Raw genomic sequence first — 21,027 nt, 5'->3', positions numbered from 1 at the left:
TCGGCGCCGCCTCCCGGGGCGCCCGTCGCGGGGTCGTTCGTCCGGCGGGTGCAGCGCCGCCGGAGCCGTCCTGATTAGCGGTGTTCCGGCCGCGGCGGAACTGTCATTCCCTCCGACCGAGGTCGAATTCCGCGCGGGTGTGGTTCGCGGACCTGTCGCAGATCTCTGCCAGAAGGCCGGCAAGACACCCGCAGGAGCCGCCAAGCGACCCGGACGCCCCGCGCCTCCCGGCCTCACGGGGCCGGCTTCGCCGCCGCCCCGGCCCCGGCCGCGTCCCTGCCCTTGGCCTCGTTGCGGCGGCGGCTGGCGTCGAGCTCGGCCTCCAGGTCCTTCACGCCCGCGGCCGACTTCGCCCGCACCGGGCGCGGCGGGGCCGAGGTGCCGACCGGCACGTAGTCGATGTCCGGGCGCCGGGACCGGGCGACGAAGTCGGGCGCCTCGACCGGCTTCGGGGCCGGGACGATCGCCCGCGCGGCGTCGCGCACGGGATTCGACCCGTCGAGGACGCAGGCCGAGAGCGCCGGGGCGAGGGTGAGGAGGAGGGCACGACGCAGCGGGAAGCGCATGGGAACCTGGACGGTGGGATCGCGGCGGTGGAACCTGGGCAGTGCAGCGCGGGCAGGGTATGGGCAGGGTATGGGCAGGGTATGGGCAGGGTACTTGGGAAACCCGGTTCGGCATCTGGCAGAATCCGGTTGTGAGGCGTTAGTTTGTCCGAAAGGCGGCTTGACCCGGCAGGGGCGGCCGAGTGGGAGGGAGTAGCGCGTGACGGTCGAGAAGGTCGCGACGCCGGTCGTGGACGTGGAGTCGATGTCCTGCAACGCGGGGCAGCTGGTCGAGGAGTTCCGGCGGGCGGTGGTGGCCTACGCCAAGCCCTTCGAGCAGGGCAAGCCCGACGCGGCGCTGGCCGAGGGCGTCACCGAAGTGGTCAGGACCCTCGGGACGGTGGCGGAGCGCTGGCTCGCCGACCCCCAGAAGGCGACGGAGGCGCAGACGCTGATCGGGGGCCAGATGCTGGCCCTGTGGGGCTCGACGCTGCAGCGGATGCAGGGCGAGGCGGTGACCCCCGTGGCGATGCCCGATCCCCGCGACAAGCGCTTCGCGGCCCCCGAATGGTCGACGAACCCGATGTTCGACTTCCTGAAGCAGGGCTACCTCATCACCACCCGCTGGGCCGAGATCCTGGTCGACGAGGCCGAGGGGCTCGACGACCACACCCGCGCCAAGGCGCGCTTCTACGTGCGGCAATTGTCGAGCGCGCTGTCGCCGTCGAACTTCCTGGCGACCAACCCGGAGCTGATCCGCGACACGATGCGCGAGAGCGGCGCCAACCTCGTGCGCGGCATGCGGATGCTCGCCGAGGACGTCGAGGCCGGGCGGGGCGAGCTGCGCGTGCGCCAGACCGATCCCGGCCGCTTCGAGATCGGCGTCAACATGGCGAGCACCCCCGGCGAGGTCGTCTTCCGCAACGACCTCATCGAGCTGATCCAGTACGCCCCGCAGACCGAGACGGTGCTGAAGCGCCCGCTCCTGATCGTGCCGCCCTGGATCAACAAGTTCTACATCCTCGACCTCAACAAGGAGAAGAGCTTCATCGGCTGGGCGGTGTCGCAGGGGCTCACCGTCTTCGTGATCTCCTGGGTCAACCCGGACGAGCGGCACGCGGAGAAGGATTTCGAGAGCTACATGCGGGAGGGCATCTTCGCGGCCCTCGACGCGGTCGAGGCGGCGAGCGGCGAGCGCGAGGTCTCGGCGGTGGGCTACTGCGTCGGCGGCACCCTGCTGGGCGTCACCCTGGCCTCCATGGCCGCGACGGGCGACGACCGCATCGCCAGCGCGACCTTCCTGACCACCCAGGTCGACTTCACCCATGCCGGCGACCTGAAGGTCTTCGTCGACGAGCCGCAGATCCGCGCCGTCGAGGCCAGCATGCAGAGCCGCGGCTACCTCGACGGCTCCAAGATGGCCAACGCCTTCAACATGCTGCGGCCGAACGACCTGATCTGGCCCTACGTCGTCAACACCTATCTCAAGGGCAAGGCGCCGCTGCCCTTCGACCTGCTCTACTGGAACTCCGACGCGACCCGGATGCCGGCCGCCAACCACTCCTTCTACCTGCGCAACTGCTACCTGGAGAACAGGCTGTCGCGCGGCGAGATGGTGCTGGCGGGCACGCGCCTCGACCTCGGCAAGGTGACGATCCCGATCTTCAACCTCGCCACCCGCGAGGACCACATCGCCCCGGCCCTCTCGGTCTTCGAGGGATGCCGCTGCTTCGGGGGGCCGGTCGATTACGTGCTGGCCGGCTCCGGCCACATCGCGGGCGTCGTCAACCCGCCCGCCAATCCGAAGTACCAGTTCTGGACCGGCGGCCCGGCCCACGGCTCGCTCGGCGAGTGGATCGCCGCGGCGACCGAGCATCCCGGCTCGTGGTGGCCCTACTGGTTCGCGTGGATCGAGCGCCAGGCGCCCGAGCGCGTCCCGGCCCGCGAGCCGGGCGGCGGCAGGCTCCCCTCGCTGGCCCCGGCACCCGGGACCTACGTGCGCGTGAAGGCGTGACCGACCTGCGCGGGCCGCCGGGCACGCGGCCGGGCGGCCCCACAGGGTTAGTACTTGCGGATGATCGGCGCCGGGCTGAGCGGGGCCGCCGGCGTATCCCAGCGGTACTTGATGCCCACCGACACGACGTCGGCGCTCGTGTCCGTCGTCGCCAGATAGGCGAGCGGCGCCACGTAGAGCGGATCGCCCGGCACGATCCGGACCGGGTTGCGGCCCGCCGCGAACAGGTGCGAGTAGGCGACGTCGAACTGGATCTTGTCGCTGTAGCGGTAGCTCGCGCCGATCGAGCCCCAGTAGCGGTCGCCGTCCGGCAGCCGCGTCGAGCGGTTGGCGTCGGTGATCGGCGAGACCTCGTAGGCGAAGCCCGCCCGCAGCGTCCATTGCGGGCTGACGTCGTACTCGCCGCCGACCGAGTAGTGGAACCCGTCCCGGTAGCGCAGCGGCAGGGCCGAGACCGGGATGTTGAGGCTCTGCGAGACGATGGCCGGCGTGCCGAGGCGGGACCAGTTGTCCCACTCGAAGCCCAGATTGATGCGGAATTCCGGGGTGATGCCCTGGGTCAGGCCGACCGAGAGCTTCTCGGGCGTGTTGAGGTTCGAGCGCACCCGGCCCGGCACCACGGAGAGCACCCCGTCGAGCTCGTGGTGGATCGAGGAGCGGAAGCCGACGCCGAGGGTCGTGGTGGCGGTCGGCTGGATCAGCAGGCCGGCCGTGAAGCCCACGCCCCAATCGTCGCCCTTGAGGAGCGCGCTCGGGGCGAGCGGCGAGATGCCGACCGCTTGGCGCAGCTTGAGCTTGAAGTACTCGATGGTCGGGCCGGCCGCCACCGACAGCCAGTCGGTGACCCGGTAGCCGATCACCGGGTTGAAGTTGAGCGAGAAGATCCGCGACGAGCGGCTGTAGGTCTGGCCGGCCCAGACCTGGTTCGGCTTGGTGACGAGGCCGAACGGCGCGGCGCCCGCGAGGCCCAGGAACAGGCGCTCGCCGAGCTGGTAGTTGGTGTAGGTCGCCGGCAGCACGGCGGCCTGGCCGATGTCGCCCGATTCGCCGAGGGTGCGCAGCGGCGCGAAGGTCCCGGGCTGCGTCGTGAAGGTCGCCTGCGGCACGATCACGGTGGCGTTGTAGTCCGAGTTCCAGCCCGGCTTCATCGTGACGGCGGCCGGGTTCCAGAACATCGAGGACAGGCCGCCCGAACCGGCGGCCGCGCCCGCGAAGGCCAGGCCCTGGGCCTCGGCGCTCTGTTCCCGCAGGCCGAAGGCGCCCGCCCGCGCCCGGTCCGCCCCCGCGACGCCCGCCCCGAAGGCGAGCGCGGCCAGCAGCGCAGCCCTGCTCGTTGAGCTCAGCACGTTCCACTCCCCATTATCCCGCGAGGCTCCGTCGCAGCAGCTTCGGCCGGCGGCTCAGCTTGACTCTGCCTCAGGCGGCGGCGGCGGCGCAACGCGGCCCGCCGGCCGCCACGGGCGCTGGCTATATTTGAGTAAACCTCGTTCGATGGGAGTTTCGTGCGATAGTACGAGCAGAGCGGCCGGATCCACTATTGGCATCAGTTGCAATAACTGGCGCACGCCCGCAGCGGTTGGCTGCCGCTCCGGCATTTCGCCGGCCTCTGTGATACAATTGCCACGAACTTCCGCGAGCCCGCGGGCGTTTTCGCGCCGGGGCCCGGCCGCGGCCGGGCGCGACAGGGGAGCTTTGAGCATGAGGCTGGTACGCTACGGCGAGAGCGGCGCGGAGAAGCCCGGCCTCGTCGGCCCCGACGGGACCATCCGCGACCTCTCGGGCGTGATCCGCGACATCGCCGGACCGGTGCTCGGGGCCGAGAGCCTCGGGCGCCTGCGGGCGCTCGACCCGGCGAGGCTGCCGGCGGTGCCGGCGGGCACGCGCCTCGGGCCCTGCGTGGGCGGCGTGCGCAACTTCATCGCGATCGGGCTCAACTACGCGGACCATGCGGCGGAGACGAACGCGCCGATCCCCTCCGAGCCGATCATCTTCAACAAGGCGCCGTCCTGCATCGTCGGCCCGAACGACGACGTGATCCTGCCGAAGGCCTCGGCGAAGACCGACTGGGAGGTGGAGCTCGCGATCGTGATCGGCAAGCGCGCCTCCTACGTCCACGCCAACGAGGCCCTCGACTACGTGGCGGGGTACTGCGTCTGCAACGACGTCTCGGAGCGGGAATTCCAGCTGGAGCGCGGCGGCACCTGGACCAAGGGCAAGGGCTGCCCGACCTTCGGCCCCCTCGGCCCCTGGCTGGTGACGCCGGACGAGATCCCGGACGTCCAGAACCTGGGCATGTGGCTCGACGTGAACGGCGCGCGGATGCAGACCGGCTCGACGCGCACGATGATCTTCGACTGCCGCCAGATCGTCTCCTACCTGTCGCACTTCATGCTGCTGGAGCCGGGCGACGTCATCACCACCGGCACGCCGCCGGGGGTCGGGCTCGGGATGAAGCCGCCGCGCTACCTGAAGGCGGGCGACGTGGTGAGCCTCGGCATCGAGGGATTGGGCGAGCAGCGCCAGACCGTGATCGCCTTCGACGACTGGACCGCCAAGGTGGCGGCGGGCGAGCCGACGAACTGAGCGGGATCGCCGCGGCCCCGCCCGGGGCCGCGGCGCGCCCCGGCCGCATCAATCCTTGAGGTCGTCCGGCACCTTGCCGCCGTTCTCCTCGAGCTTCCGGATCACCTGCTTGTGCAGCCAGACGTTCATCGTGGCGGTGTCGTCGGTGTCGCCGCCGTAATGCAGCTCGGCCGCGAGCTGCTTGCGGGCCGTCAGGCTGCTGTCGAGGTGCAGGAGCTTCATCAGGTCGACGATCGAGGTGCGCCAGTTCAGCGGCTGGCCGGCCTTGGCGGCGAGGCCGTTCAGGACCGCCTCGACGTCGACCTTGCCGTCGACGGTGGGGACCGTGCCGGTGGCGGCCGGCTCGGCGGAGCCGCCCGCGGAGGGGGCGGAGGAGGCCGAGGCCGGGGCGTTCGGCGTCGCCGCCTGGGCCTCGCCGCCGAAGGGATGGAGGATCTTGCTGACGATAGATCCGAGCAGGCTCATCGCGGTCTCTCCTTGTGATGTGGGCCGGCGAGCGGGGCCGGCCCGGCCCAGCGCCGCCGTTAACGAAACGCCGCGTCCCGCGTTCCGGCTGCCGCGGCGGCGATGACGCGCGGCCGACTTTGCCCTAAGCAGCCGGCGCGCGCATGACATCATGGGGCCCGGCCCCGACCCGCAGGACAGCATGACAGGGGATCCCATCCGCCGCCCGCTCGACGACGTCTGGTACTGCGTCGGCGAGAGCCGCCGCTTCCGCGAGGGGCGGCTCTGTGCCGTCACGCTCGGCGAGGAGGCGATCGTGGTCGGGCGGGCGGCGGGCGGCGGCCTCTTCGCCCTGCGCGACCGCTGCCCGCACCGGGGCATGGCGCTCTCGGCCGGGCGCCTGGTCGAGGGCCGCCTCGTCTGCCCGTTCCACGGCTGGGAGTTCCGGCCGGACGGGCAATGCGCGGCGATCCCCGCCCTCGCGGCCCGGGACGAATCCGACTTCCGCACCGTGCGGCTGCCGCGCTTCTCCGTGAGGGAGGCGTCCGGCCTCGTCTGGATCGCGGCGGGCGAGCCGCGGCCGGACGCGCCGCCGATTCCGGAGGTGGAGTTCCCCTACGCGGGCATGCTGGTCGAGACGCTGGAGGTCGAGGCGAGCTTCGACCTCGTGGCGTTGAGCTTCGTCGATCCGGCCCATGTCGCCTACGTGCACGATCTGTGGTGGTGGCGGACCTCCAAGACCCTGCGGGAGAAGGAGAAGCACTTCGCCCCCTCCCCGTTCGGCTTCACCATGACGAGCCACAGGGCGAAGAGCGCCTCGGCGGTCTACCGCCTGCTCGGGGCGGTGCCGGAGGTCGAGATCGAGTTCCGCCTGCCGGGCGTGCGGCTGGAGCGGATCAGGGCCGGGGAGAAGCGCATCGCGAACTACACCTTCGCGACGCCGCTCGGCCCGGGCCGCACGGCGCTCGTCAACGCGATGTACTGGAACCTGCCGCTGCTGAACCTCCTGCGGCCGCTGGCGCGGCCGCTGATGCGGCAATTCCTCGGCCAGGACCGCGACGTGCTGCAGGTCGCCCAGAAGGGCCTCGACCGGAAGCCCGCGATGGTGCTGATCGGGGAGAGCGACGTGCAGTCGCAATGGTATTTCAGCCTCAAGCGCGAGTTCCTGCGCGCCCGTGAGGCGGGCGCGGCCTTCGCCAACCCGCTCGCGCCGCGGCTCCTGCGCTGGCGCAGCTGAGCCGCGCCGCCGCTCAGTCGCCGCGGCGGCCCTCGCTCATCCGGTCCTTGCAGCGATAGCCGAGGAAGCACCTCCCGGCATCCGCCGAGGGACCGAAGAAGGGTTCGGTCGTCTGCTCGATCGGGCAGAAGCCGATGTCGCGCACCAGGCGCTCGTAGGTGAAGGGCCCGGTGTCGACGATGGCCTCCCCGCGCTGGTTCAGCAGGGCCAGGACCTGGCCGCAGCGCAGGGCGGGGGCCGGCACGCGGTGCGGCAGGTCCCGGGCCAGGGCGGTGCCGGGAAGCAGCAGGAGACCGAGGATGCGGGCGAGCTTGAGCATGGCCGCGGTATAGCGCGTCGCGGCCCGAGAGTCCCGGCTTCCGACGCGCGGCGCGCCGCCGGCCCCCCGCCCGATCGGCGCGCGCTCCTCAGATCAGCGGGGCGACCAGGAAGGCCAGGCCGACGCCGAGGCCGAAGCTGCCGGCGATCAGGAGCGCCTCGTGCAGACGCCGCGTCATCGCCGCGCCAGGCCCGCGACGCGGGCGACGCCCGGCTCCGGCGCCTCGGCGACGCAGCGGGCGCCCTCGTAGGGCCAGGTGCTGCAGGGCCGCGCGGCCGTCCGCTGCGCGCCCGCGAGGGAGAACAGGGCGATATCCTGCGGCTCGGGCCGGAAGGACGCCACCGGCAGCCGCTCGGTGAAGCGCTTGTCTGTGAAGCGCTTGGCCGCAGGGGCGACGTGCGCCTCGGCGCCCGTCCCGGACGGGACCAGGGCGTAGGAGGCCAGGGCGGCCAGGGCGGTGATCAGCGTGGCGGTCCGGATCATGGTGCGCTCCCCTCGCGGCCCTGCGGCCGTCTCTGGGGCGCTGTGTAGGCGCGCGGCGTTGCGCGCGATTTGCGCCGGCGCACATCGCGGATTGCGTCGCGCGGCGGGGGACGCAACACTTCGCGCCCTGCCCTTCGGGAACGAAGCCTTCAGCTGGACCGTTGAGACTCGGGATGGCCGGGCGGGACCCGGCGGAGCGGGACGATGACGATGGCTGGGCTGATCCGGATCCTCTGCCTCGGCGCCGCGGGGCTGCTGCCGCTCTCCGCGCAGGCGGGGCCCCGGCGCCTCCCGCCCGACATCGACGCGACCGGGACGGTGGGCGGGCGCGCGCCCTGGTCGCAGCCCTGGGAGTACGATTCGGGCAGCGACAACGACCACCACCCCGAGCGGCCCTACTACCAGCAGGGCCGCGGCCAGCAGACCGGCGGACCGGCCCGCAACCTCCTGCCCGACGACGGGCTTCACATCGTCCCGCGCTGAGCCGCCGCGAGCCGCCGGTGGGCGGCCCGCTCGCCGGCCTCGGCCGCGCACTTGCCGACATGGGCGGCGCGGTTGACGACCTGGAGGTTCGGCACGCCCCAGTAGCCGAGCAGGCGCGGCCAGGGCGCGTCCCGGTGCTCGCGCCAGACCTGGTAGAGGGGCACCCGGTGATCGACCTCGGCGCTGCGCAGCAGGCGCTTGCCGGTCTCCGGGCAGCGGTGGCGCTGGCGCGCCTTCAGCACCTTCGCGTGGTCGCTCGCGGCGATCCAGAACTTCCAGGCGGTGACGCAGGCGGCGTGCCAGCCGGCATTCCGGTTGGGCGCGCCGGCGCCCCAGAGATCCGCGTGCCAGCCGAAGCGGAAGACCGGCTGGCCGCAGATGCAGCAATGGCCGCGCCCGCGGGCGAAGGCCGGCTCGCGGAAGGGGGCGGGCGGCAGGCGGAAGCTCGCGCCGAGCCCCTCCTCCTTGCCGAGCCGCCACGTCCAGCCCTCGGGATGGCCGCTGCGGGCGGCCAGGGCCCGGGCGAGACGGTCGGCCCGGATCACGTGGCCGCGCCAGTAGCTCTCGACGGCGAGGCGCGGGGTCGGGGGCACGAAGGGCCGCGAGAGCGCGTGGCGCAGCACCAGCGGCGGGAAGATGGCGGGCAGCGCCTTCTCCAGGCGGGCGCGGGAGACGGCGTTGCGCGCCTCCCGCCACTCCGCCGCCTTGCTCCTGCGCTCCCCCGCCATCCGCTCGCTCCTCCGGGCACACTCATCCCGGCGGCCCGGGATGCCGACGCATCGGGCCGCCGACCCTCTCGAATGGGCGACACCAAGCCCGAGGCTTGGCGCCGATTCGAGAACGGAACCCACGGTCGTGAGCAACGACCGTGGGTGTCACCGGATGGTTATCGCAGGCGGGACGTGAAGACGGGGTTGCGCGGCGGGGTCGGTCGCCTCAGGCGCCGCCGATCGGCTCGGTGACCTTGCCGGTCCCGGCGCAGTCCGGGCAGGACGTGCCCTCGACGCGGCCGGAGCCGTGGCAGCGGGGACAGATGTTCTCGCCGGTGCCGGGGGTACCGGGCGGGGCCTTGTCGCCGGGTTTGGCGGAATCCTTGGCGGGATCGGTGGCCGTCATGGTGCGCTCCTCCTGACGACACATCCGCCGAGCGGGCCGGAGGGTTCCCGTCAGCCGGTGAGGCCGAGCAGCGTCGCGGCCCCGAAGAGCAGGACCGAGAGGACCGCGGCGGCGAGCAGGATGAGGGCGCCGCGGGATTCGCGCAGGTCGTCGTTCATGAGGCGCCGTTCTCGAGTCGGCCGATCCGGCGCGGGCGCCTGCGGGCGCCCGCCGGGGCCGATCCAAGCACAGCCGGAAGCCGGTTGCGAGCCGGCTCGGCCGCGCCGGCTCAGCCGCGGCACGGCTCAGCCGCGGCACGGCTCAGCCGCGGGACGGCTTGGCCTCTGCCGGGGCCGCCGCGACTCCCTCGGGCGTGGGCGCGGGCGCGCCGACGCCGAAGGTGCTCACGGCCACGTGGAGGCCGATGGCCGGTGCGAAGACGAGGGCGAGGAGAAGGATCAGCGCGACGGCGATGCTCTGATCACGGCGATCGGCCACCGCGGCCGCGCGGGCGGTTCCGGAAAACAGGGTCATGGCTCACCTCATGCGACCAGCCGCCTCTCGACTGGTCGCGGGCGAGCCCGATCACACGATCAGGCGCGGCTCACGCACCAAGCGCAGGCGGCGTGGTCCTTCGACTACTGTCGCTGGACATGGAGTTCGTGGTTCCGGTGGAGCCGCGCGAACGGCCGAGGCGAGGACGCGCGGACGCCCCCAATTGCGCTCGGAGGCGGCCGGCGTCAAGCGCGCAGCGGTGGTTCGGCGGCGTTTTTCACTGCGGTGCGGCCCGCTGGGGACAGGGACCGCCTCACCCCTCGGAAATGCCCGGGACGGGTGCCGGGTTCCGGGCCTTCGGCACCGGTCCGGGAGGCGCACGAACCCGGATTCCGCCCGGGCCCCGGGCAGCAGGCGTGGGCGGGCCGAGGCGTCCTCCGCTCAGGCCTCGGGTTCAGGCTCCGGACTCGCCGGGGGGCGCGTCGCCGGGGGCCGCCTCGCCGGGGGCCGCCTCGCAGCGCCGGCGGCCATGTCCGCCGCACCGGCTCGGGCGCGCGCCGCCGCCTCCAGGCGGGCGGCGACGAGGGCCTGGAGGCGCTCCAGGTGGCGATCGCGCAGGCCGAGCGCCGCGCAGGAGGCGGCGGTGTTGAGGAGGTACTCCGCGTTCGGCCCGAGATGGCCGCAGGCCGCCGCGATGCGCGCGGCGATCGCCTCCTCGCCGAGGCGGCCGGCGTAGCGCTCGCCCGCGCGGTTCGCCACGAAGGCGAGCGCCGGGACGGTCCCGGCCTCGGTCCGGGCCGCCAGCCAGCGCGCCGCGTAGCCGCGCCCGCGCATCTCCCGGTGCCAGACCGGGCGCAAAGCCGCGAGCGGGTCCGGCCCGGCGAGCCGGTAGGCGAGGCCGCGGCAGCGCCCGCCGCGGTCGAGGGCGAGCATCACCCCGGGATTGTCGCGCGTGCCGCGGAAGCGCCATTGCCAGAGGCAGAACCGCCGGTGCCACCCGGGCAGGCCGGCCGCGCGCCGCTCCGCGAACGGGAATTCGGGCCGCCACATCAGGGCTCCGTAGGCGAAGAGCCAGATCTCGTCCGGCGGGCCGGGCTTGGCGGCGAGGGCGGCGGCGAGCAGCGCCTCGGTCTCGGCCTCGGACAGGAGCGGCATCGCCGCGGCGTCGTCGGGCACCGGATCGGGATGCGCCCGGGCGATCAGGGCGGCGGTCAGGACGGGGCGGTCCGTCACGGCGCGGGACCCCGCCCGCGCCCGCGCGATCGGCGCAACCCTTCGTTCATTCCACCCTTCCCGCCCCGGCGCGCGCGCCGCGCCGGCGCTGGCGACCGGCCGGCCCGTCTGGTAACCGAATAGGACTAAACACCCAAGCTCCCCGGCCGCGCCCCCGTGACAGCTCCCGTGCCGCCCACCCGCGCCGACGGCGCCGGCGCGCCTCGCCCGCCTCCCACGGGGGCCGAGCGGTCGCTCCGGATCGTCGTGGTGGCCGCCGTGCTGCTGCCGGCGCTGGTGCTCGCCACGGGCGCTTGGCTCTCCTACCAGAGCCATTGGCGGGACGCGCGGCTGCGCCTCGCCCAGACCCTGGACCTCGTGCGCGAGCACGCGGTCAAGGTGTTCGAGACGGCGGACCTCGTGACCCGGCAGGCCAACCAGATCCTGGACGGCCTGCCGGACGAGGCGATCCGGGCCCGCGGCCCCGACCTCTCCCGCCAGCTCCGGGAGCTCAGCGACACGCTGGCGCAGGTGAGCGACATCTGGGTCCTCGACGCGCGGGCGAGGCCCCTGGTCAGCGCCGGCGCACCGCCCGAGGGGCGCGAGCCGGAATTCCTGGAGCGCCCCTTCTTCCGCCTGCACCGGGACGGGGGCCTGCCGCCGGGCCGGGACTACGTCGGCGAGGTGATGACCGGGGTGGACGGGGCCGCGGTCTTCCAGGTGAGCACCGCCCGGCGCGGCCAGGGCTTCCGGGGCATCGTCGCGGTGGCGATCGACCCGGCCTATTTCCGGGACTTCTACGCGCAGGTGCGCGAGAGCGGCCTCGACACCGTCTCGCTGCTGCGGGAGGACGGGGCGATCCTGGCGCGGGTGCCCGAGCAGCCGGGGCGCGTCGCGCGCGTGCCGCCCGACAGCGGCTTCCTCGCGGCCCTGTCCCGGGCGCCCGGACAGGGCTTCTACGTGACCCGCTCGGCGGTGGACGGGCAGGAGCGGCTCTACGGCTACCGGCGGCTCCCGACCTACCCGGTCTACGTCACCGCCGGGATCGACCGCGCGCGCATCCTGGCGGAGTGGCGCGACACGATGGCGAGCCACCTCGTCTTCGGCATCCCGGCGACGGCCGGGCTGGTGGCGCTGACGCTCGTGGCCCTGCGGCGGACCCGGCGCGAGGGCGAGGCCCTGGCGCAGCTGCGCGCCGAGATCCTGCGCCGGGAGGCGAGCGAGGAGCAGCTGCGCCAGTCGCAGAAGATGGAGGCGGTCGGGCGCCTCACGGGCGGGCTCGCGCACGACTTCAACAACCTCCTCACCGTCGTGCTGGGCTCCCTCGAATTGCTGCAGCGGCGCATGGGCGAGACCGATGCCCGCCAGCTGCGCCTCCTGGAGAACGCGGTGGGCGGGGCCCAGCGCGCCGCGGCGCTGACGCAGCGCCTCCTCGCCTTCGCGCGCCGCCAGCCCCTCGACCCCAGGCCCGTCGACGCCAACGCCCTCGTCTCGGGCATGGCCGAGCTCCTGCGCCAGACCCTCGGCGAGACGGTGCGGCTCGAGACGGTGCTGGCCGGCGGGCTCTGGCGGACCTTCGCGGATCCCAACCAGCTCGAGAACGCGCTCCTCAACCTCGCGGTGAATGCCCGCGACGCCCTGCCGGAGACCGGCGGGCGCCTGACCATCGAGACCGCCAACGCCGACCTGGACGACGCCTACGCGGCGGCCCGGACGGAGGTCGCGGCCGGGCAGTACGTCCTCGTCGCGGTGACCGACAACGGCAGCGGCATGCCCCGGGAGGTGCTGGCGCGGGCCTTCGAGCCCTTCTTCACCACCAAGGAGCAGGGCCGCGGGACGGGCCTCGGCCTGTCCCAGGTCTACGGCTTCGTGCGCCAGTCGGGCGGGCACGTCGCGGTCTATTCGGAGCTCGGCCAGGGCACGACGGTCAAGATCTACCTGCCCCGCCACGCGGGGCCCGAGGAGCGCCCCCTCCCCCCGTCCCCGACGCCCTGGCCCTCGCGCAGGAGGACACGACCGTGCTGGTCGTCGAGGACGAGGCGGCGGTGCGCCAGTTCACCGTCGAGGCGCTCGCGGATCTCGGCTACCGGGTGCTGGCCGCGGACGGGGCCGCCGCCGCCCTCAACCTGCTGGCGCTCCACCCGGAGGTGGGGCTCCTCCTCACCGACGTCGTGATGCCGGAGGTCAACGGCCGCAGGCTCGCCGACGAGGCCCTGCGCCGCCGCCCCGACCTCAAGGTCGTGTTCATGACCGGCTATACCCGCAACGCCATCGTGCACAACGGCATGCTCGATCCCGGCACGCAGCTGATCACCAAGCCCTTCACGGTGGCGCAGCTCGCCGCCAAGCTGCGCGCCGTGCTCGGGGCGGCGCGCCCGGCCCCGTGACGGGGTGCGGCGACGCACCGCCGCCGGAGCGCGGCTCGGGAAGGATGCCCGCCTCACGACGGAGATCGGGCGATGCGCTTCATCCGGACCCTGCGGGCGATGTGGCTCCTGCGCAAGGCGAACAGGGACCTCGAGGAAGCCCGGACCCTGCGGGAGGCCGCCGAGGCCTGCCGGGCCAGGGCGGATCAGCGGCTGGCCCGGGCCGGCCGGCTGCTGGCGGGCACGCCCCTGCGGCAGGACTCCCAGGGGCACCCGCTGGTCGTCGCCCTCGTGCGGCGCTGCATTGCAGCATGACGGCCGCAGGATCAACTTGCCCGCTCAACGAGCGCTGTTCCTCTCGGTCAATCCGCCGCACTGCCTGATTTTTACGGCTGACGTGACCTAGGGGGACGGAATAGATAATCTTTCCGCAACGAGTCCGGCCGCATCTGGAGAGATGGCGCGCCGGGATCCGGCGTCGGGCCAGCTGGGGCAGGTGTCGGGGACGTCGGCTCCGGCCGGTACGCGGGAGGTGTGTGTGCAGGCCAGGACGACAGACGGCGCCACCAGCCTCAGCCGCCGCCTCTGGATCGCGATCCTCCTCATCGGCGCGGGCCTCGCGGCCCTGAGCGCGACGCTGGTCGCCCCGGCCGTGACGGCCTTCCTCCGGTCCCGGCACAACCTCGCCGAGATCGCGCAGTTCGCGCGCGTGCTCGAGGCCGCCAACCGCATCTCGGCCGAGCGCGGGCCGGCCAACGTCGCCATGTCCCAGGATCCCGCCGGCAACGCGGCGGCCCTGACGCGGCTGCGGGAGTTCCGCGAGGCCACCGACCGGGCGCTCGCGCAGCTCCACGGCCCGGACGATCCCGACGGGCTCACCGGCCCGGCCCGGCGCCTCCCGGCCGACCTCATCGACGCCGCGCAGGCGAGGCTGCGCGCGGCGCGCCGGGAGGTCGACGAGATCGCCCGGATGCCGGCCGCCGCCCGCGGCGCGGACCAGATCCGCGCGGCCGTCGGGGCGATGATCGCGGTCGTCGACCAGTTCCAGGACGTCGTGACCTGGGAGGTCCGGACGCTGCGCGAGCTCGACCCGGCGCTCGCCGGCCAAGCCATGGTGGCACGGGCGGTGAGCGACCTGAGGGAGCATGGCGGGCGCATCGCCTCCTTCATCGTCCCGGCGCTGGCCGTGCGCGCGCCGCTCGGCGAGGTCCACCTCGCCGAAGCCGTCGAGACCCGCGGGCGCCTGCGCGAGATCTGGCAGCTCCTGCAGGGCCAGATCCCCGCCGCCCTCGATCCGCTGATGCGGGAGGTCGAGAGCCGCTTCCTGGGCGAGGGGCTCGGCACGGTCGAGGCGGTGATCGCCGAGGGGCGCGGACCTTCGGGGCGCTACTCGCTCGATGCGCAGACGCTGACCGCCCGCTACGTCCCGACCCTGAAGCCGCTCGAGGACTTGCGCACGGCCTTTCTCGCCCGGATGAATGCGGCCTCCGCCCGGGAGCGCGACGGGGCGCGCGACGCGCTCGCCGCGGCCGGCCTCGTGACGCTCGCCGCCCTCGCCCTGATCGGCGGCCTCCTCGGCTCCCTGCGCGCCTCGATCCTGCGGCCGCTCCTCGACGCGCGGGAGGCGATCGTCGCCCTGGCGGGAGGCGTCGATCCCGCCCCCGTCCGGGCGCCCATGCGCGTCCGCGAGATCGCCCTCCTGTTCGACGCCCTCCTGGTTCTGCAGAAGCGGCTGCAGGAGCGCGCGAACCTGATGCAGACGCTGCGCCGGCAGGCGGAGACGGACGGGCTGACCGGATTGTACAATCGCCGCGCCCTGACGCGCGACCTCGCGACCCTCGACGCCCGGCCGGCGGGGGGCCTCGCCGGGCTGCTGCTGATCGACGTCGACGGCTTCAAGCGGGTCAACGACAGCTTCGGCCACGCCGTCGGGGACGTCCTCCTGCGCCTCGTCGGCCAGCGCCTGCAGGGGGACGTGGGCGGGTCGGGGCTGGTGGCGCGCATCGGCGCGGACGAGTTCGCGGTCCTGCTCCCCGATCTGGCGGAGCCCGCCGAGGGGGAGCGGACCGCCGACAGGATCCTCGGCGGCCTCGCGGAGCCCTTCCGGGTGGCCGAGCAGATCTTCCACCTCGACGCCAGCATCGGCGTGGCGGTCGCGCCGCACGGCCAGCGCGGGGCGGACGACCTCCTGGCCCGCGCCGACATGGCGCTGCACGAGGCGAAGCGGGCGGGGCAGCATTGCCGGCGGGTTTTCCGGCCCGAGATGCGGCGCAGCCTCCTCGCCTGGACGGCGTGCCAGCAGGAGATGCCCCGCGCCCTCGCCGAGGGGGAGTTCGTCCTGTTCTACCAGCCCCAGCTGCGCCTGCGCGACCGCACCATCGCGGGGGCGGAGGCGCTGATCCGCTGGCGGCATCCGGAGCGCGGCCTCCTCGCCCCGGCGGATTTCCTGGCCCCGCTGGAGAGCAGCCGCGCCGCGGAGGATGTCGGGCGCTTCGTGCTGCGCACCGCCTGCGCCGAGGCCGCCGGCTGGCGCCGCCGCGGCCTCGGGGAACTGCGCGTCGCGGTCAACCTGTTCAGCCGGCAGTTCCTGTCCCGGGACCTCGTCGAGGAGGTGCGCGCGGCCCTCGCCGAGGCGGCGCTCCCGGCCTCGGCCCTGGAACTGGAGATCACCGAGACCATCATCCTCCAGCACGACGACGCGCTGATCCCGCCGCTCCGGGCGCTGCGGGACATGGGCGTGGGCCTCGCCTTCGACGATTACGGCACCGGCTACGCGTCCCTGAGCCTCCTGAAGCGCTTTCCCCTCACCCGCCTGAAGATCGACCGCTCCTTCGTCCGCGGCATCCCGGATTCCGCCCAGGACCTGGCGATCGTGCGCTCGGTGGTGGCGCTCGGGCGCAGCTTCGGCCTGGAGGTCACGGCCGAGGGGATCGAGACCCCCGCGATGCTGCGCTGCGTGACCGCGGAGGGCTGCCAGGAGGGCCAGGGCTACCTGTTCGGGCAGCCGATGGCGGCCGACCTCTTCGCCGCGCAGTGCTGGGCCGAGGGCCGCCGGACCGCCTGATCCGACGGCTTGCGTCGCCATGCGAAACTCGGCTTCGCTCACGCGCCGCGCGGGCTTGCCATACGAAATCCGATGGATTGCTTCGCAATGCGGATTTCGGTTTCGCTCACGCGCCGCGCGGGCTTGTCATCCGCTGTCCGGACGATCACGGCCGGGCAGGGGATGACGGGCGGCCCCGCTCAGCCGGCCGGCCGCGCCAGCCACGCCACCGCGACCGCCGGCCCGCAGGTCGAGGCCCAGGCCTCGGCGCCCGCCGCGAGGTGCGGGGCGATCAGGTCGGCGAGGTCCCGAACCGGGCGCCCGAGCCGGGCGGCGAGGCGCGTCGCGACGAAGCGGCCCGCCCCGCAGGCGATCACCGGCGCCCGCGCCGGCAGGTCGCCGCGCGAGAGGATCACGGCGGCCGCGTCGTGCAGGAGGCGCAGCTGCGCCTCCGCGAAGTGGCCGGCGAGGCGGCTCCAATCGGCGGGGCTGCCCTCGTGGCGGTCGCGCCCGATCATGCGGGCGAGCCGCGTCTCGGTCTCGGGCCGCGACTTGCCCTTGAGGTCCATCGTGTCCTGCTGGTCCTCCTCGGCGGGCAGGTCGCCGAGCAGCCGGTGCACGTCGCCGGTCGCCGCGAAGGTCTCGGCCATCAGGGCGGTGCGGCGGCCGCGGAAGGGCGCCCAGGGGCTCAGGGCGAGGAGCGGCGTGCGCACGACGCCGGTATAGACCAGCTCGCCGGTCTCCAGCCGCTCCGCGTCGCTGTAGCCGCGCGCGGCGGGCTGCCCGGCCGCGACCGGGATCAGGTCGGCCGTGGTCGAGCCGATATCGACGAGCAGCGCCTCCGGGACGAGGCGGCCGACCAGGGCGGCGGTGGCGTACCAATTGGCGCTGGCGATCTCCGCCGCGGCCGGGGCCGCCGCCTCGGGCGCGACGAAGCCCGACCGCCCGGCATAGATCGCGACCGGGCCGGAGAGCGACCGGTCCGCCCAGGCGGCGAGCTGCGCCACCCCGTCGGCCCGGTCGGCGAAGCAGTCGGTGAGTTCGCCCGTCATGGTGACGGCGTGGTGCGCGGGGCCCCGCGCCCAGTCCGGCAGGCCGGCGAGCGCCGCGTCGAGGGCGGAGAGCCCGCGCCAGAGCGGGCACGGCGCCTGGACCACCGCCCGCACGGCGCCCTCCTCCACCAGCGCCGCCTTGACATGCACCCCGCCGAGGTCCCAGCCGATGATGCGGGCGGCGGAGGCGGAATCATGCGGCAGGGACACGGGCAGGTCTCGCGGCGGGTGGGAACCGGGGCCGGGGTGGCATGAGCGGGGGCGCGGGCGCAAGCCCGATCGCGGGCCGGGAGCCGGTCGCGATCATCCCGGTCCTCGACCTGCGGCGCGGGCAGGTGGTGCGGGCGCGGGCCGGCGAGCGCCACGCCTATGCGCCGATCCGCACGCCGCTGAGCGCGAGCGCGGATCCGGGCGCGGTGGCGGCCGGGCTCCTCGCCGCCTGGCCGGCGCGCCGGCTCTACGTGGCGGATCTCGACGCGATCATGGAGGGCGCGCCGCCCGACCGCGCGGCGCTGCGCGCCGTCGCGGCGGCCGCGCCCGGGGTGGAATTGTGGGTCGATGCCGGCTTCGCCGGCGAGGCGGCGGTCGCCGCCTTCCTGGAGGCGGGGCTCGGCCGGCCGGTGCTCGGCAGCGAGAGCCAGGGCGATCCGGACCTCGTGCGCCGCCTCGGCGACGCGGCGATCCTGTCCCTCGACAGTCGGGACGGCGCGCCGCTCGGCCCGGCCGCCCTGCACGAGGATCCGTCCCTGTGGCCGTCCGAGATCATCGTGATGGCGCTCGGGCGGGTCGGGAGCGGGGCGGGGCCGGACCTCGCCGGGATCGCGGCGGTGCGGGCGCGGGCGCCCGCGGCCCGGCTCTACGCCGCCGGGGGTCTGCGCGGCCCGGAGGATCTGGCGGGTCTGCGCGCGGCGGGCGCCGCCGGGATCCTGGTCGCGAGCGCGCTCCACGACGGCCGCCTGCGGCCGGAGCATCTCTCCTGACGGGTCGGAGATCTTTCGGTCTCCGGCACGACCACTCCGCTCGACCGAATGGCGAGGACCTGTCCGGCTCGGATCTGCTTCCAGGAACCGACCGCGAGGCGGGACGGATGGGGATGCCGCGCGTGACGTGCGGTGATCTTCTGAAATTGTGATCGGCACAAGACTTGAACGGTAAGATTGTCGATTGATCCGTAGCGGTGCGGGCACACGGACGCTTCGCGGCCGCCTGCGCCGAGTCCCGGCCCCCCTCCCCTCCGGTCCGGTCGTGCGGGACAGGGGAGAGCCTTGGCCGGAGGTCTCGCCGAGCCGAAGGTCGGGCCGGACCGCCCACCGGGACTCCGTCCGGCACCCATCCCGCGCAGATCGGAACCAAGCCCCCCGAGGCCGAGAGAACGCCCGAGCGCGGCGCACCGCTCCCGCACGACCGAAGCCGGACGATCCCGCCCGGCCCGCGCGCGGCCCGGCCGAGCCGGTCCCGCCGGGCGCCGCCGCGGATCGCCCCGCGGGCGCCGCCGGGTCCTCGCAACCGCGCGGGGTGTGTTCGCGAAGCCGCACCCGGCGCCTTTGCGGCGATCCCGCCGGGCTCCGGCCGCGCTTGACGTTAAGGAATCTTGCGTAGAGTAAGAAGCTATGAGAACCCTGCTTTCGACGCGGCTCGCATCGCAGGCGAGTGCCTCTCGGTCCGGATATTCGGTCAAGAATTACGATAATGACAGGAATATTTCCCCGCTTGCTCCGGTCTGATCGGGCCGATCGCGAGATAATCCAAGGCGGTGCACCGATCGGAAACGCTGGTCGGCCGGACAATCTACTCGGGGTGGGCATCATGATGCAGGATTCGACGGCGCGCGGGCGGGCAGCGGTCGCCGGTCGGGCCGGGCCGTGGCCGGCGATGGCGATCGGGGCGCTCGCGGCCGCGGCGGCGGGCCTCGTCCCGGCCCGCGCCCAGACCGCCTCGCAGATCACGCCGCCGTCCTTCCGCCCCGCCCCCCAGGCCCGCGGGGCGGGCCTCGTCATCCCGGAAGGGGCCGGGCCCGAGGCGCCGCCGGGCGCCGAGCGCGTCTCGGTCCGCCTCGGCGCCGTCGCGGCCGAGGGCACCCTGCCGGCCCTGGAGGGCGCCACCCGCGCCCTCGCCGACCGGCTCGCCGCCGGCCCCGTCACCCTGGCGCAGATCTTCGCGGCCGCCCGCGACCTCGAACAGGCCTACGCCGCCGAGGGATACGCCCTGGTGCGGGTGGTGCTGCCCGCCCAGGCGCTCCGCGACGGCGGCGCGCTGCGGCTCGTCGTGATCGACGGCACCCTGGAGCGGATCGACACCGCCGCCCTCCCGCCCGAGATCCGCGACCGCGTCGCCGCCCTCCTCGCCCCCCTGGCCGGGCGCCGCGGCCTGCGCCTCGCCGAGATCGAGCGCGGGCTGATGCTGGCCGGCGACACCCCCGGCACGGTGCTGCGCTCCACCCTCGCCCCCGGCACCGCCCCGGGCTCCAGCATCCTGGTGGTCGAGGCGCGCTACAAGCCCGTCACCGGGATGGTCGGCGTCGACAACACCCTCTCGGACGCGCTCGGGCGGAACCCGGCGAGCCTCGGCCTGGAGATGAACTCGCCCACCGGCCACGGCGAGCAGCTCTACCTGCGCGCCGGCGGCGCCGCGATCCCGGCCGGCCAGGCCAGCCTGTTCTCGCCGCGGCCGCTCAACCGGTCGCTGGCCGCCGGCCTGATCCTGCCCCTCGGCGGCGACGGCCTCACCCTCAACCTGGAGGCCACGGATGCGCGCACCACCGCCAAGCCGCGCCCCGGCAACCCGGCCTTCACCTCGGACTTCTCGCGCTACTCCGCGCGGCTGCGCTACCCGCTGATCCGCGCGCGCGACCTCACCCTCGCCGCCGAGGCGAGCTTCGACGCGCAGGAGGAGCGCCTCACGGTCATCCGGCCGATCGAGGCCCCGTTCAGCCTCGACCGGCTGCGGGTCGCCCGGGCGAGCGGCGACGCGCTCTGGGTCCTGCCCACGGACGGCGTCCTGACGGCGCGCCTGACCGGCTCCTTCGGCCTCGACGGGCTCGGCGCCCGGGCGGCGCCCCTGCCCGGGCCGGGCGTGGTGCCGCTCTCGCGCCAGGGCGCGCGGCCGGACTTCCAGAAGCTGGAGGCGAGCCTCGGCCTCGCGCAGCCCCTGGCCGAGCACCTCGCCCTCGACCTCAGGGCCCGGGCCCAGACCTCGTTCAACCAGGCCCTGCCGCGGGCCGAGCAATTCGGCATCGCCAGCCTGTCGGGCCTGTCCTCGTTCGATTCCGGCCTGTTCCAGGGCGACGAGGGCTACGTGCTGCGCGGGGAGGTGCAATTCCCCTTCGTGGCCTCGGTCCCGATGCCGTTCCGCCTGCCCTCGCTGCCGGCCCAGCTCGGCACGGGCTTCCAGGAGGCGGAGAGCGCCGCGGCGGGGCTGGTCGCGACGCCCTACGGCTTCGGGGCCTTCGGGCTGGTGCGCCAGCAGCGCCCGACCTCCCTGGAGCGGCCGATGGTGCGGGGCGCCTCCTACGGGCTGGGGCTCCGGCTCGCGGCCTCGCCGCAGGCGAGCTTCACCAACCTGAGCGCCAGCCTCGAATACGGCCGCTCCGCGCGCTCCGACCGGCTGCCCGCCGAGGACCGCGTCACCTTCAGCGTCACCCTGCAATTCTGATCGAA

The 21,027-nt window shown here is 74.3% G+C and carries 19 protein-coding genes and 1 pseudogene; 10 read left to right on the top strand and 10 right to left on the bottom strand.

Annotated elements, in window-relative coordinates; genetic code table 11:
• Positions 1 to 233: 233 nt before the first annotated feature.
• A complete protein-coding gene (locus tag QA634_RS29295) occupies positions 234 to 566 on the bottom strand; it encodes a hypothetical protein (RefSeq protein ID WP_012335470.1) in 333 nt (110 codons plus the stop codon).
• Between the two features lie 199 nt (positions 567 to 765).
• On the opposite strand from QA634_RS29295, the gene phaC reads away from it, so the two are divergent.
• Positions 766 to 2,559: a class I poly(R)-hydroxyalkanoic acid synthase gene (gene phaC / locus QA634_RS29290; protein WP_012335469.1), complete on the top strand. Its 1,794-nt coding sequence runs from the start codon at positions 766 to 768 to the stop codon at positions 2,557 to 2,559.
• A 47-nt stretch (positions 2,560 to 2,606) separates the two neighbouring features.
• Here the strand turns inward: phaC and QA634_RS29285 are convergent, their stop codons facing one another.
• Positions 2,607 to 3,905 (bottom strand): OmpP1/FadL family transporter, encoded by a 1,299-nt coding sequence (locus QA634_RS29285; protein ID WP_012335468.1) that lies wholly within the window; start codon positions 3,903 to 3,905, stop codon positions 2,607 to 2,609.
• Between the two features lie 352 nt (positions 3,906 to 4,257).
• Here QA634_RS29285 and QA634_RS29280 point away from each other — a divergent pair, with 352 nt between their 5' ends.
• The gene (locus QA634_RS29280; RefSeq protein ID WP_012335467.1) at positions 4,258 to 5,142 is read left to right on the top strand and encodes a fumarylacetoacetate hydrolase family protein; all 885 of its coding nucleotides are present in this window, start codon (positions 4,258 to 4,260) and stop codon (positions 5,140 to 5,142) included.
• 48 nt (positions 5,143 to 5,190) lie between these two features.
• Here the strand turns inward: QA634_RS29280 and QA634_RS29275 are convergent, their stop codons facing one another.
• Positions 5,191 to 5,607, bottom strand: coding sequence for a DUF3597 domain-containing protein (locus QA634_RS29275; protein WP_012335466.1), 417 nt, complete (start codon positions 5,605 to 5,607; stop codon positions 5,191 to 5,193).
• Between the two features lie 151 nt (positions 5,608 to 5,758).
• On the opposite strand from QA634_RS29275, the gene QA634_RS29270 reads away from it, so the two are divergent.
• Positions 5,759 to 6,823, top strand: a complete 1,065-nt coding sequence (locus QA634_RS29270) for an aromatic ring-hydroxylating oxygenase subunit alpha (protein ID WP_012335465.1) — start codon at positions 5,759 to 5,761, stop codon at positions 6,821 to 6,823.
• 13 nt (positions 6,824 to 6,836) lie between these two features.
• Here QA634_RS29270 and QA634_RS29265 read toward each other — a convergent pair whose 3' ends face one another.
• Positions 6,837 to 7,142 (bottom strand): hypothetical protein, encoded by a 306-nt coding sequence (locus tag QA634_RS29265; RefSeq protein ID WP_012335464.1) that lies wholly within the window; start codon positions 7,140 to 7,142, stop codon positions 6,837 to 6,839.
• A gap of 174 nt (positions 7,143 to 7,316) precedes the next feature.
• Positions 7,317 to 7,625 (bottom strand): hypothetical protein, encoded by a 309-nt coding sequence (locus tag QA634_RS29260; RefSeq protein ID WP_012335463.1) that lies wholly within the window; start codon positions 7,623 to 7,625, stop codon positions 7,317 to 7,319.
• Positions 7,626 to 7,829: 204 nt separating this feature from the next.
• Here QA634_RS29260 and QA634_RS29255 point away from each other — a divergent pair, with 204 nt between their 5' ends.
• A complete protein-coding gene (locus QA634_RS29255; protein WP_012335462.1) occupies positions 7,830 to 8,108 on the top strand; it encodes a hypothetical protein in 279 nt (92 codons plus the stop codon).
• Here the strand turns inward: QA634_RS29255 and QA634_RS29250 are convergent.
• The 4 genes from QA634_RS29250 to QA634_RS29235 all read right to left on the bottom strand — a co-directional run bounded on the left by QA634_RS29250 (position 8,090) and on the right by QA634_RS29235 (position 10,931).
• Positions 8,090 to 8,836 (bottom strand): hypothetical protein, encoded by a 747-nt coding sequence (locus tag QA634_RS29250; protein ID WP_012335461.1) that lies wholly within the window; start codon positions 8,834 to 8,836, stop codon positions 8,090 to 8,092. The two genes, QA634_RS29255 and QA634_RS29250, sit on opposite strands and share 19 nt — an antisense overlap.
• A gap of 208 nt (positions 8,837 to 9,044) precedes the next feature.
• On the bottom strand, positions 9,045 to 9,224 hold the full coding sequence (locus tag QA634_RS29245) for a hypothetical protein (protein ID WP_018263818.1): 180 nt from the start codon (positions 9,222 to 9,224) through the stop codon (positions 9,045 to 9,047).
• A gap of 300 nt (positions 9,225 to 9,524) precedes the next feature.
• The gene (locus QA634_RS29240; protein WP_012335458.1) at positions 9,525 to 9,737 is read right to left on the bottom strand and encodes a hypothetical protein; all 213 of its coding nucleotides are present in this window, start codon (positions 9,735 to 9,737) and stop codon (positions 9,525 to 9,527) included.
• A 402-nt stretch (positions 9,738 to 10,139) separates the two neighbouring features.
• Complete coding sequence (locus QA634_RS29235) at positions 10,140 to 10,931, bottom strand: gamma-glutamylcyclotransferase (RefSeq protein WP_012335457.1); 792 nt, start codon at positions 10,929 to 10,931, stop codon at positions 10,140 to 10,142.
• A 666-nt stretch (positions 10,932 to 11,597) separates the two neighbouring features.
• Here QA634_RS29235 and QA634_RS35625 point away from each other — a divergent pair.
• The 4 genes and pseudogenes from QA634_RS35625 to QA634_RS29220 form a co-directional block, all read left to right on the top strand.
• Positions 11,598 to 12,797 (top strand): annotated as a pseudogene (locus tag QA634_RS35625) (ATP-binding protein); the annotation flags it as partial.
• 131 nt (positions 12,798 to 12,928) lie between these two features.
• The gene (locus QA634_RS35620; protein WP_322597464.1) at positions 12,929 to 13,297 is read left to right on the top strand and encodes a response regulator; all 369 of its coding nucleotides are present in this window, start codon (positions 12,929 to 12,931) and stop codon (positions 13,295 to 13,297) included.
• A 72-nt stretch (positions 13,298 to 13,369) separates the two neighbouring features.
• Positions 13,370 to 13,591, top strand: a complete 222-nt coding sequence (locus tag QA634_RS29225) for a hypothetical protein (protein ID WP_012335456.1) — start codon at positions 13,370 to 13,372, stop codon at positions 13,589 to 13,591.
• A 223-nt stretch (positions 13,592 to 13,814) separates the two neighbouring features.
• Positions 13,815 to 16,340, top strand: a complete 2,526-nt coding sequence (locus QA634_RS29220; RefSeq protein ID WP_012335455.1) for a putative bifunctional diguanylate cyclase/phosphodiesterase — start codon at positions 13,815 to 13,817, stop codon at positions 16,338 to 16,340.
• Positions 16,341 to 16,519: 179 nt separating this feature from the next.
• Here QA634_RS29220 and QA634_RS29215 read toward each other — a convergent pair whose 3' ends face one another.
• Positions 16,520 to 17,581 (bottom strand): hydantoinase/oxoprolinase family protein, encoded by a 1,062-nt coding sequence (locus tag QA634_RS29215; protein WP_012335454.1) that lies wholly within the window; start codon positions 17,579 to 17,581, stop codon positions 16,520 to 16,522.
• Positions 17,582 to 17,622: 41 nt separating this feature from the next.
• Here QA634_RS29215 and QA634_RS29210 point away from each other — a divergent pair, with 41 nt between their 5' ends.
• Positions 17,623 to 18,351, top strand: coding sequence for a HisA/HisF-related TIM barrel protein (locus QA634_RS29210; RefSeq protein WP_012335453.1), 729 nt, complete (start codon positions 17,623 to 17,625; stop codon positions 18,349 to 18,351).
• 826 nt (positions 18,352 to 19,177) lie between these two features.
• Positions 19,178 to 21,022, top strand: a complete 1,845-nt coding sequence (locus QA634_RS29205; RefSeq protein WP_265576450.1) for a ShlB/FhaC/HecB family hemolysin secretion/activation protein — start codon at positions 19,178 to 19,180, stop codon at positions 21,020 to 21,022.
• The last annotated feature ends 5 nt before the right edge of the window (positions 21,023 to 21,027 follow it).

It is taken from the genome of Methylobacterium sp. CB376, from assembly GCF_029714205.1.
GTDB lineage: Bacteria > Pseudomonadota > Alphaproteobacteria > Rhizobiales > Beijerinckiaceae > Methylobacterium.
This window is presented reverse-complemented; position numbering and strand designations above follow the sequence as displayed.